Source organism: Cellulosimicrobium sp. BMG9.22, assembly GCF_059159975.1.
Genome location: NZ_JBZGBY010000002.1, coordinates 99,642 through 111,112, shown reverse-complemented (window position 1 = coordinate 111,112; position 11,471 = coordinate 99,642). Strand labels below are relative to the sequence as shown.

Below are 11,471 nucleotides of genomic sequence, written 5' to 3'. Positions count from 1 at the left end.
GGGGCGCGAGCCGTCCGGTCACCGGGCGTTCGCCCCGCGGCCACCACCGGTCTGTAGCCTCCGCAGGGACCCCGTCCCCGACCAGGAGCAGCATGTTCTCCATGACGACGTCGACCGACCCGCTCCTCGCGGGGAGCCGCGCCCCCGCCCCGAGGACGCTCCTCGACGTCCTCGCGGCCACTGCGGCGGCCCATCCCGACGCCGCCGCCCTCGACGACGGCACGGTCCTCACGTACGCGGAGACGCTGCGCGAGGTCGAGGCGCGGGCCGCACGGCTGACGGCGATCGGCGTGGGCCCGGGCGACCGCGTCGGGGTGCGGGCGACGTCCGGTCGCGCCGACCTGTACCTCTCGGTGCTCGCGGTTCTGCGCGCGGGTGCGGCGTACGTCCCGGTGGACCGCGACGACCCCGAGGAGCGGGCCGAGCTCGTCTTCACGGAGGCCGCGGTGCGCGCGGTCGTCGGCGACGACGCCCATCTCGCCGTGCGCCCGGACACCGAGCCGAACCCGCGCGCCGGCGATCTGCCCGGGCCCGGGGACGACGCCTGGGTGATCTTCACCTCGGGGTCGACCGGCACGCCGAAGGGCGTCGCGGTGACGCACCGCAACGCCGCGGCGTTCGTCGACGCGGAGGCCAGCCTGTTCCTGCAGGGCGAGCCGCTGGGCCCGCACGACCGCGTCCTCGCGGGCCTGTCCGTGGCGTTCGACGCCTCGTGCGAGGAGATGTGGCTCGCGTGGCGGCACGGGGCGTGCCTCGTGCCGGCGCCCCGTGCCCTGGTGCGCACGGGCGCGGAGCTCGGTCCGTGGATCGCCGAGCGCGGCATCACGGTCGTCTCGACGGTCCCGACCCTCGCGGGCCTCCTGCCGCCGGACTCGCTCGCGGGGGTCCGGCTGCTGATCTTCGGCGGCGAGGCGTGCCCGCCGGAGCTCGTCGACCGGCTCGCGGTCCTAGGCCGGGAGGTCTGGAACACCTACGGCCCCACCGAGGCGACGGTCGTGGCGTGCGCGGCGCTCCTCGGTGGGACGGGTCCAGTGCGCATCGGGCTGCCGCTCGACGGGTGGGACCTCGCCGTCGTCGGCGCGGACGGCCTCCCGGTGGCGCCGGGAGCGACGGGCGAGCTGGTGATCGGCGGTGTCGGTCTGGCGCGGTACCTCGACGCGGCGAAGGACGCGGAGAAGTACGCGCCGCACGCCGGGCTCGGGTGGGAGCGCGCGTACCGCAGCGGGGACCTCGTCGTGCGCGACGACGCCGGCCTGCTGTTCGTGGGCCGCGCCGACGACCAGGTCAAGGTCGGTGGCCGTCGCATCGAGCTCGGGGAGATCGACGCCGCGCTGCTCGCGCTCGAGGGCGTGTCCGCGGCCGCGAGCGCGGTCCGTCGCTCGGAGGCGGGCAACCAGGTGCTCGTGGGGTACCTCGTCCCCGACCCCGGACGCGCCGCACCGCTCGACGCGCGCACGTGCGTCGACGCGCTGCGGCACACGCTCCCCGCAGCGCTCGTCCCCCTGCTGGCGGTGGTCGACGCCGTCCCGACCCGGACCTCGGGCAAGGTCGACCGCGACGCGCTGCCCTGGCCCCTCCCGGACGGCGCGCGCCTCGTGGCCGAGTCGCGACCGACGGACGACGCGGCCCCGCTGACCGCCACCCAGGAGTGGCTCGCGGCCGTGTGGGGACGTGTCCTCGGAGCGGCACCCCAGGTCGCGGACGACGACTTCTTCGAGCTCGGCGGGGGCAGCCTCACCGCGGCCCAGGTGGTCTCGGCGCTGCGCGAGCGCGTGCCGACGATCACCGTGGCGGACCTCTACGACAACCCGTCGGTGGGCGAGCTCGCGGAGTTCGTCGACCAGGCGCAGGACGGCGGCGACCAGATCGGGTCGTCGTCGGGTCCGGGCACGACGGCGGCTGCCGAGGCGGCGGTGCCCGTGCCGCTCCGGGCCCAGGCCGTCCAGCTCCTCGCGCTCGTCCCGCTGCGCACCGTCGCGGGGCTGCGCTGGCTCGTCGCCGTCGCCGCCCTGAACAACGTGCTCGCGGCGGCGACGTCCCTGCCGTTCGTCCGTCCCGTCTCGTGGTGGTGGGTGGTCGCAGGCTGGCTGGTCACGGTGAGCCCGCCGGGGCGGCTCCTGGTCGCCGCGGCCGGGGCGCGGCTCCTCCTGCGCGGTGTGCGGCCGGGTCGGTACCCGCGAGGCGGCAGCGTCCACCTGCGGCTGTGGGCGGCCGAGGCCCTCGTCGGTGCGACCGGGGGAGTGACCGTCGCGGGGGCGCCGCTCGTGGGCGTCTACGCGCGGCTCCTGGGCGCGAAGGTCGGCACGGGCGTGGAGCTGCACTCGCTGCCACCGGTGACCGGCATGCTCACGCTCGGCAAGGGGTGCGCCGTCGAGCCGGAGGTCGACCTGTCGGGTCACTGGATCGACGGCGACACGCTCGTCGTCGGGCGGGTGCGGGTCGGTGCGGGGGCGACCGTGGGCGCCCGGTCGACACTCCTGCCCGGCGCGCGCGTGGGCAAGGAGGCGGACGTCGCGGCGGGCTCGTGCGTGGCCGGCAAGGTCGGGGCGCGCGAGTACTGGGCGGGCTCGCCCGCGGTCCGCGTGCGCAGCGAGGTCAAGCACCCGTGGCCGGACGCGCGACCGCCGCAGCGGCGCGCCTGGGCCGCGGCGTACGGGGTGAGCGGGGCGGCGCTGAGCCTCGTACCGGTCGTGGCGGCAGGCGTCGGCCTGCTCGTGCTCGCCGCGGGCTGGGGCGCCACGACGCCCGGGACGTCGGCGCTCCTCGGGGCTCTGGCCCTCCGGGTCCCGCTCGCGACCCTCGCGGCGGCGGTGACGTACGCGCTGCTCGTGCTCGCGTGCGTGCGCCTCCTGGCCGTCGGCCTGCGCGAGGGGTTCCACGCCACGCACAGCCGCCAGGGCTGGCAGGCGTGGGTCACGCAGCGCCTCATGGACTCCGCGCGCACGGTCCTCTTCCCGCTCTACTCGAGCGTCTTCACGCCCGCGTGGCTGCGCCTGCTCGGCGCGCGCGTGGGACGCGACGTCGAGGCGTCGACCGTGCTCGGGATCCCGTCGATGATGGACGTCTCGCGCGGTGCGTTCCTCGCCGACGACACGATGGTCGCGCCCTACGAGCTGGGCGGCGGTTGGGTGCGCGTGGCGCGCGCCCGCGTGGGCAAGCGCGCGTTCCTCGGCAACTCGGGGATCACGGCACCCGGGCGCTCGGTCCCGAAGAACGGCCTCGTCGCCGTGCTCTCGGCAGCACCCGCGAAGGCGAAGGCGGGCTCGTCGTGGCTCGGCAACCCGCCGACCCGGCTGCGGCGCGTCGCGTCGGTCGACACGGACGAGTCGCGGACGTTCGAGCCGCCGCGCCGCCTGCTCGTCGCGCGCGGGGCGTTCGAGCTGCTCCGCTGGGTAGGTCCCGTGTGCTCGGCCTACGTGGCGGTGGCCGTCGTCGTCGTGCTGCAGTCTCTCGTGACGGCGTCGGGGTACGGCACCGCCGCGCTCCTCGCAGGCGTGGTCATGCTCGGTGCCGGGGCCGTCGGTGCGCTCCTGACGACGGCGGCCAAGTGGGCGCTCGTCGGCCGGTTCCGCGCCGGCGACCACCCGCTGTGGAGCTCGTTCGTGTGGCGCAACGAGCTCCAGGACACGTTCGTCGAGACGGTCGCCGCACCGTGGTTCTCCGACCACGTCGCCGGGACACCGCTGCTCACGGCGTGGCTGCGCACGCTGGGCGCCCGCGTCGGCCGGGGCGTCTGGTGCGAGACCTACTGGCTGCCGGAGGCGGACCTCGTGCGCCTCGGCGACGGTGCAGGGGTGGGCCGCGGCTGCGTGCTCCAGACCCACCTGTTCCACGACCGCGTCATGAGCCTGGACACGGTCGAGATCGGCGCCGGAGCCTCGATCGGCCCGCACGGCGTGATCCTGCCGGCCGCCGTCGTCGCGGCGGGTGCCCGCGTGGGACCGGCCTCGCTCGTCATGCGCGGCGAGGTCGTGCCGCCCGGGTCGCGCTGGCACGGCAACCCGATCGTGCCCTGGACCGGCCCCGTGCCCGTCCGGGGTCGGGCGTCCGCCGCACCGACGTCGCGTACGATGCGGCGAACCTGACACTGGAGGACGCCCGACCGTGGCCCGTCGTCATCGCGCCCTCGGCGCCCCCGACCCCTATGCCCCCCACCGCGGCTCGACCGACCACCACGTGAACCGGTACGGGCTCGAGCTCACCTACCGGGTGCGCACGAACCGGCTCGACGGCGTCGCGACGCTCGACGTCGTCCTGGACGCGGACGTCGAGGTCGTCGAGCTGGACCTCGTCCACCTCAAGGCGACGCGTGTCACGGCCGACGGTCACCCGGTGCGGTTCACCCACGCGGGGGGCAGGCTCCACGTCCGCCTGGGCCGTCTGGCGGCGCGAGGCACGGCGACGCGTCTCGTGATCGCCTACGGCGGTCGCCCGCGGCCGTGGATCGGCCCGTGGGGGGACGTGGGCTGGGAGGAGCTCACGGAGGGCTCCCTGGTCGCGGGGCAGCCCGACGGCGCACCGACGTGGTTCCCCTGCAACGACAGCCCGACCCACAAGGCGACCTTCGAGATCTCCGTCACCACCGACTCGGGGTACGCGGTGGCGGCCAACGGCCCGCTGCTCGACGTCGCCCGCAGGGCGTCGACGCGGACGTGGCGGTTCGGCCCGACCGCGCCGATGTGCACGTACCTCGCCACCGTCGTCGTCGGCCGGTTCGACGATCTGGACGTCGGACGTCGACCCGGGTTGCCCGGTCTGATCGACGCGGCGCGGCGCCCGGTGGCCCAGACCGCGCTGGTGCACGCCGCGCAGCGCGACGCCGCGCAGCGGGACCTCGCGCGGCACGGCGAGACGATGAGCCTGTTCGAGCGCCTGTTCGGTCCCTACCCGTTCGAGGAGGGGTACCGGGTCGTCGTCACGGAGGACGAGCTCGAGATCCCCCTGGAGGCGCAGGGCCTGTCGATCTTCGGCGCGAACCATCTCGACGGCGCGGGCACGTGGGACCGGTTGGTCGCCCACGAGCTCGCGCACCAGTGGTTCGGCAACAGCGTGTCGGTCGCGCGCTGGCAGGACATCTGGCTCAACGAGGGCTTCGCGTGCTACGCGGAGTGGCTGTGGTCCGAGGCGTCGGGCGGGGGCACTGCCGACGCGCACGCCCGCGCCCACCGCGGTCGTCTGTCCGCGCTGCCCCAGGACCTCGTCCTCGGGGACCCCGGGCCGGAGCTCATGTTCGACGACCGCCTCTACAAGCGCGGTGCGCTGACGCTGCACGCCCTGCGGCTGACGATCGGTGACGACGGCTTCTTCGCTGTCCTGCGCCGCTGGACGGAGACGCACCGCTACGGCTCGGTGACGACCGACGACTTCCGCGCGGTCCTGCGGGAGGCGGGCCACGACGTCGACGACCTGCTCGACAGGTGGCTGCTCCGCGGGCCGCTCCCGGCGCTCCCGACCGTGCGCGAGTCGTGACGGTCGGGAACGGACGGAGGGTGCCCCGGGTGGGATTCGAACCCACACTGGATCGGGTTTGAGCCGAACGCCTCTGCCGGTTGGGCTACCGGGGCCGCGCGCGGTGCCGCCCGGGGAGGGCGCGTCGCGCGTGCTCCATCGAACCACATGCGCGACCACGTTCGAGAATCACACTCCTCCGAGGGCGAAACCCGGGGGCGGCACGGGGTACGGAGCACTACGATGAACCCCGTGAGTGACCAGACAGCGCAGCCCGAGGACAAGCAGCCGCTCGACCTGCCCCCCATGATCGAGCCCGAGCCCGCCGCGACCCCCGCACCGACGGGCCGCCCTGCACGCCGCGCCATCGTCGCCGAGGACGAGGCGCTCATCCGTCTCGACGTGGTCGAGACGCTGCGCGACGCGGGATTCGACGTCGTCGGCGAGGCCGGAGACGGCGCCACGGCGGTGAAGCTGGCGCTCGAGCTCAAGCCCGACGTCGTCGTCATGGACGTGAAGATGCCCGAGCTCGACGGCATCTCCGCGGCCGAGCAGATCGGCAAGGCGCACGCCGCGCCGGTCGTCCTGCTCACGGCGTTCTCGCAGGCCGAGCTCGTCGAGCGTGCCCGTGACGCCGGCGCGATGGCGTACGTCGTCAAGCCGTTCACCCCTGCGGACCTCCTCCCGGCGGTCGAGATCGCGATCTCCCGCTATTCGCAGATCTCGGCGCTCGAGTCCGAGGTCGCCGACCTGGCGGAGCGCTTCGAGACGCGCAAGCGCGTGGACCGCGCGAAGGGCCTGCTCATGACGAAGATGGGCCTGAGCGAGCCCGAGTCCTTCCGCTGGATCCAGAAGACGTCGATGGACCGCCGTCTGACCATGCGCGAGGTGGCCGACGCCGTCATCGAGCAGGTCGGCAGCGCCTGAGCCGTCGGCGGCCGGCCCGTCCGGACGGGTCCCTGAACTGGACCTTTGTCACAGTGCCCCGGGCGGGCTATCGTCTTGGACTGGCGTCCAGTAGTTCCCGGGGCGGTGGACACGCGGTCGCCACGTAGTGCTCAGTCGATGGCCGACGGCGCCGTCCGAGCGACGTGGACCCCTACCCGCCCCACGTCCCTCGGTGCCGTCAGTCCCACGGTGCGAACGAGGAGGAGTCCGGTGCGCCCAGCAGTCGAGGTCAGAACCGCGGTCGGCGACGACCTGCCCGGCATCGCCGAGCTGTGCTCGGAGGCGCGCCAGGAGTCCGCGTCGGGAGCCCAGATCTGCGCCCCCGACCAGGAGCGACTGGTCCGGCACCTTTCCGTGCTGCTCGCGCTGCCGGGCGGAAACGTGCTCGTCGCCCTGCAGGACGGCCGTCCCGTCGGGTTCGTGCTCGCGCGGGAGCTCGAGCCCCACCTCTTCGCGGACGAGCCCAGCCTGTACGTCGAGGCGGTGTACGTCGGCGAGGACTCGCGTCGCCGCGGTGTCGGGCACGCGCTCCTCAGCGCGACGGCCGATCTCGCCGCCGCCGCGGGTGCCACCCACGTCTACTCGGTGCCCATCCCCGGCTCGCGCGGGGTGCAGCGTTTCCTCGCCCGGCTCGGCTTCGGCCCGGTCGCGGGCCACCGCGTCGTGTCCACCGCGGTGCTCCAGCGTCGCCTCGCGGCGGATCTCGCGCCCGCCCGGCGCGGGACCCGCTCGCTCGAGGACCTCATCGCGCGCCGCCGTCGTGCCCGCACGGAGACCATGTCCGGCCCGGTCGACCTGCGCGAGTTCCAGGCGGAGTACCGCCGCCGCACGGGCGTCGTCATGCCGGCCGAGACGCGCGAGACGCTCCCCGGCTGAGGCAGCGCCCCGCACGTCGGTCCGGAGGTCCTCAGTCCTGCGCGAGGATCAGGCACGTGAGGCGAGCGGTGCACACGCGCCGCCCGGCGTCGTCGGACACGACGATCTCGTAGCTCGCCGTCGTGCGCCCGAGGTGCACCGCGACGGCCTCGCCGCGCACCCACCCCTCGCGGACGCCCCGGTGGTGCGTGGCGTTGACCTCGATCCCGACGGCCGCCCGACCTGGCCCACCGTGCAGCTGCGCGGCGACCGAGCCGAGGGTCTCGGCGAGCACGACCGACGCGCCACCGTGCAGCAGGCCGGCGGGCTGCGTGTTGCCCGCGACGGGCATCCGTGCGGTGACGCGCGCCGCGCTCACCTCCTCCAGCTCGATGCCCATGCGCTCGATGAGCGTCCCCTCGGTCCGCAGCCCCATCGCCTCGTAGGCGTGGCTCGGCGCGCCCGGCGCGTCCGCGGCGGGGTGGTCGGCGGGGGCGGCGGCGGCGGTGTCGGCGGAGCCGTGCGTGTCGGTCATGGACTGTAGGTTGGCACCCGTGACGACCTCTGCGCGACCTCGCCTGCTGCTCATCGACGGACACTCCATGGCCTACCGCGCGTTCTTCGCGCTCCCGGCGGAGAACTTCTCGACGACGACCGGTCAGCACACCAACGCGGTGTACGGGTTCACGTCGATGCTCATCAACCTGCTGCGCGACGAGGAGCCGACGCACGTCGCGGTCGCGTTCGACGCCGGGCGCCAGTCGTTCCGCACCGAGATCCTGCCGAGCTACAAGGGCACGCGCGAGTCCACGCCCGAGCCGTTCCGTGGCCAGGTGCCGCTCATCAAGGAGATCCTCGAGACCCTGCACATCCCGACGCTCGAGCGCGAGGGCTACGAGGCGGACGACATCTTCGCGACGCTCGCCACGCAGGGCGCGGCGGCCGGGATGGAGGTGCTCGTCTGCTCGGGGGACCGGGACTCGTTCCAGCTCGTCGGTCCCGACGTCACGGTCCTGTACCCGAAGAAGGGCGTCTCCGAGCTCGCGCGCATGGACAGCGCCGCGGTCGTCGAGAAGTACGGCGTGCCGCCCGAGCGCTACCCGGACCTCGCCGCGCTCGTGGGGGAGACCTCCGACAACCTGCCGGGCATCCCCGGCGTCGGCCCCAAGACGGCTGCGAAGTGGATCACGGCGTACGACGGCCTCGACGGCCTGCTCGACCACGCCGACGAGGTCAAGGGCAAGGCGGGCGAGAACTTGCGCGCGCATCTCGACCAGGTCCGCCTCAACCGGCAGCTCAACGCGCTCCTGCTCGACCTCGAGCTGCCGATCGGGCCGGACAGCCTGGCCGCGCGCCCGTGGGACCGCGAGGCCGTCCACCGCGTGCTCGACGCGCTCGAGTTCCGCGTGCTGCGCGATCGGCTCTTCGCCATCGCGCCCGAGGGCGAGGTCGAGACGGAGGCCGGGTTCGACGTCGAGGTCGCCGACGTGCTGCCCGGCGGCCTGGGCGCGTGGCTGGCCGAGCACGGCGAGCGCCGCCTCGGGGTCGAGGTGGCGGGCAAGGCCGTCCCGGGCGGCGGCGACGCGTGGGGGCTCGCGGTGTCCGACGACGCGGGCGCGGCCGTCGCGCTCGAGCTCGCCGACGTCGCGGGTGCCGACGAGGAGGCGCTCGCGGCGTGGCTCGCCGACCCGGCCCGTCCGAAGGTCGTACACGGCGCGAAGGCCGCGTGGCACCAGCTCGCGGCGCGCGGCTACGAGCTCGCCGGCGTGACGTTCGACACCGAGCTCGCCGCCTACCTCTGCCACCCCGACCAGCGCGGCTACGACCTCGGCGACCTCGTGGTGCGCCACCTGCACCGCGAGCTGCGGCCCGACACGGAGGCGGGCAACGACGCGCAGGGCGCGCTCGACCTGTCGCTCGACGGGTCCGGCGAGCAGGAGCGCGACGCCGTGCGAGCGCTCGCCGTCGCCCAGCTCGCCGACGTGCTGACGGGCGAGCTCGACGACCGCGGCGCCACGGCCCTGCTCACCGACCTCGAGCTCCCGCTCTCGGCGATCCTCGCGCGCATGGAGCGCCACGGCATCGCGGCGGACCTCGAGTACCTCCGCGAGCTCGAGCAGCACTTCGGCGACCTCGTCGCGACGGCGGCGGGCGAGGCGTACGCCGTGATCGGGCGCGAGGTGAACCTCGGCTCGCCCAAGCAGCTCCAGGAGGTCCTCTTCGACCAGCTCGGGATGCCGAAGACGAAGAAGATCAAGACGGGGTACACGACCGACGCGTCGGCGCTCGCGGACCTCTTCGTCAAGACCCAGCACCCGTTCCTCGAGCACCTGCTCGCGCACCGCGACGCGTCGCGCCTGCGCCAGACGGTCGAGGGCCTGCTCAAGTCGGTCGCCGACGACGGGCGCATCCACACGACGTTCCAGCAGACGATCGCCGCTACGGGCCGGCTCAGCTCGACCGACCCGAACCTCCAGAACATCCCGATCCGCACGGAGGCGGGGCGCCGGATCCGGCGCGCGTTCGTCGTCGGCGAGGGCTACGAGACGCTCATGACCGCCGACTACAGCCAGATCGAGATGCGCATCATGGCGCACCTGTCGGGCGACGAGGGGCTCATCGACGCGTTCCGCTCAGGCGAGGACCTGCACTCCTACGTGGGTTCGCGCGTGTTCGAGGTGCCCGCGTCCGAGGTCACGCCGGCCATGCGGTCGAAGATCAAGGCGATGTCCTACGGCCTGGCCTACGGGCTCTCCGCGTTCGGGCTCTCGCAGCAGCTCACGATCGAGGTCGGCGAGGCGCAGAAGCTCATGGACGACTACTTCGAGCGGTTCGGGGGCGTGCGCGACTACCTCACGGGCGTCGTCGACGAGGCGCGTGCGACCGGCTACACAGCGACGATCCTCGGGCGCCGCCGGTACCTGCCCGACCTCACGAGCGACAACCGCCAGCGCCGCCAGATGGCGGAGCGCATGGCGCTCAACGCCCCGATCCAGGGCAGCGCGGCCGACCTCATCAAGGTCGCGATGCTCGGCGTGCAGCGTGCGTTCGACGAGCGCGGCCTGCGTTCTCGGCTGCTCCTCCAGGTGCACGACGAGCTCGTCGTCGAGGTCGCGCCGGGGGAGCGCGACGTGGTCGAGGAGGTGCTGCGCGCCGAGATGGGCGCTGCGGCCGCGCTCGACGTGCCCCTCGACGTCTCCGTGGGCGTCGGGGCGACCTGGCACGAGGCGGGCCACTGACGCGCAGGCGTCAGCCGGGCAGCCGGGTGCGGAAGATCGCCGTGCCCGGCAGGTAGGCACCGCGCACGGGTCCCCAGCCGCCCCAGACGTTCGAGTTGCCCGCAGGCCACTCGGGCTCGATGACGTCGCGCAGCTCGAACCCGGCGGCGACCACCTCCCGCACGTGGTCGCCCAGCGTGCGGTGGTACTCCGCGTACACGACGCGACCGGCGTCGTCGGTCTCGACGTACGGGCGGCGGTCGAAGTAGGAGCGGTGCGCGGTCAGGCCGTGCTCGCTCGGGTCGTCGGGGAACGCCCAGCGCAGCGGGTGCGTCACCGAGAACGTCCACGTGCCACCGGGGCGCAGGACCCGCGCGACCTCGCGGTGGACCGCGTCGACCTCGGGCACGAAGGGGATCGCGCCGAACGACGTGAAGGCGACGTCGAAGCTCGCCTCGGCGAACGGCAGCTGGCGCGCGTCGGCCTGGACCATCGGGACGCGCACGCCCGTCTCCCGGTCGAGCGCGGCCCCGGCCGCGAGCATGCCGCCCGCGACGTCCGTGGCCACGACGAGCGCGCCCTGGGTCGCGAGCCAGCGGGAGCACTGCGCCGCACCCGAGCCGACCTCGAGCACGCGTCGGCCCGCGACGTCCCCCAGCAGCCTCGCGTCACGCTCGCGCAGCCCCTCCGGGCACCAGCAGAAGTCGGTGGCGCCGAGGAAGGCGCCGTGCTCGTCGAGGTACTCCGCCGCGTTCGCGTCCCACCACGTCCGTCCGGCCCGGCCGCCCTCGGTGGCGGGAACGTCGCGATAGCCCGCGTGCGCCGTCGGGCCGAGGTGCTCGGGGGAGGCGGGCAAGCCGGGTGACGAGGGACTGCTCATGGCGTCATTCTCGCGGACTGCCCGCGGACCGGGACGGGCGCCGACCTGCGCGCCGCGCCTGACTAGGCTGGACGCGGACGCGGTGCCGCGGAGGTCGGCACCTCCGTCGACGCCGCCACCGA

Annotated in this window: 7 protein-coding genes and 1 tRNA gene; 5 read left to right on the top strand and 3 right to left on the bottom strand. The window is 74.5% G+C overall.

Annotation, left to right across the window (positions count from 1 at the left end; all coding sequences use genetic code 11):
* Nucleotides 1–101 precede the first annotated feature (101 nt).
* Together AC4H2H_RS02370 and AC4H2H_RS02365 are read left to right on the top strand one after the other, a co-directional pair.
* On the top strand, nt 102–4,085 hold the full coding sequence (locus AC4H2H_RS02370) for a Pls/PosA family non-ribosomal peptide synthetase (RefSeq protein ID WP_494369212.1): 3,984 nt from the start codon (nt 102–104) through the stop codon (nt 4,083–4,085).
* Nucleotides 4,086–4,104: 19 nt separating this feature from the next.
* The gene (locus tag AC4H2H_RS02365) at nt 4,105–5,469 is read left to right on the top strand and encodes a M1 family metallopeptidase (protein WP_494369211.1); all 1,365 of its coding nucleotides are present in this window, start codon (nt 4,105–4,107) and stop codon (nt 5,467–5,469) included.
* 21 nt (nt 5,470–5,490) lie between these two features.
* On the opposite strand, the gene AC4H2H_RS02360 is transcribed toward AC4H2H_RS02365, so the two are convergent.
* Nucleotides 5,491–5,564 (bottom strand) — tRNA-Leu (locus AC4H2H_RS02360).
* A gap of 190 nt (nt 5,565–5,754) precedes the next feature.
* Between AC4H2H_RS02360 and AC4H2H_RS02355 the strand changes: the two genes are divergently transcribed.
* Nucleotides 5,755–6,375, top strand: a complete 621-nt coding sequence (locus AC4H2H_RS02355) for an ANTAR domain-containing response regulator (protein WP_494369345.1) — start codon at nt 5,755–5,757, stop codon at nt 6,373–6,375.
* A 231-nt stretch (nt 6,376–6,606) separates the two neighbouring features.
* A complete protein-coding gene (locus AC4H2H_RS02350) occupies nt 6,607–7,272 on the top strand; it encodes a GNAT family N-acetyltransferase (protein WP_494369210.1) in 666 nt (221 codons plus the stop codon).
* 31 nt (nt 7,273–7,303) lie between these two features.
* Here AC4H2H_RS02350 and AC4H2H_RS02345 read toward each other — a convergent pair whose 3' ends face one another.
* The gene (locus tag AC4H2H_RS02345; RefSeq protein ID WP_494369344.1) at nt 7,304–7,687 is read right to left on the bottom strand and encodes a hotdog fold thioesterase; all 384 of its coding nucleotides are present in this window, start codon (nt 7,685–7,687) and stop codon (nt 7,304–7,306) included.
* 97 nt (nt 7,688–7,784) lie between these two features.
* On the opposite strand from AC4H2H_RS02345, the gene polA reads away from it, so the two are divergent.
* The gene (polA, locus tag AC4H2H_RS02340; protein ID WP_494369209.1) at nt 7,785–10,490 is read left to right on the top strand and encodes a DNA polymerase I; all 2,706 of its coding nucleotides are present in this window, start codon (nt 7,785–7,787) and stop codon (nt 10,488–10,490) included.
* Between the two features lie 10 nt (nt 10,491–10,500).
* Here the strand turns inward: polA and AC4H2H_RS02335 are convergent, their stop codons facing one another.
* The gene (locus tag AC4H2H_RS02335) at nt 10,501–11,349 is read right to left on the bottom strand and encodes a class I SAM-dependent methyltransferase (protein ID WP_494369208.1); all 849 of its coding nucleotides are present in this window, start codon (nt 11,347–11,349) and stop codon (nt 10,501–10,503) included.
* Nucleotides 11,350–11,471 lie beyond the last annotated feature (122 nt).

Excerpts from the sequence above, each read along its gene's own strand:
- AC4H2H_RS02370 (WP_494369212.1), top strand. The coding sequence starts at position 102 with ATGACGACGTCGACCGACCCGCTCCTCGCGGGGAGCCGCGCCCCCGCC.
- AC4H2H_RS02355 (WP_494369345.1), top strand. The coding sequence starts at position 5,755 with ATGATCGAGCCCGAGCCCGCCGCGACCCCCGCACCGACGGGCCGCCCT.
- AC4H2H_RS02345 (WP_494369344.1), bottom strand. The coding sequence starts at position 7,687 with ATGGGGCTGCGGACCGAGGGGACGCTCATCGAGCGCATGGGCATCGAG.
- polA (WP_494369209.1), top strand. The coding sequence starts at position 7,785 with ATGGACTGTAGGTTGGCACCCGTGACGACCTCTGCGCGACCTCGCCTG.
- AC4H2H_RS02335 (WP_494369208.1), bottom strand. The coding sequence starts at position 11,349 with ATGAGCAGTCCCTCGTCACCCGGCTTGCCCGCCTCCCCCGAGCACCTC.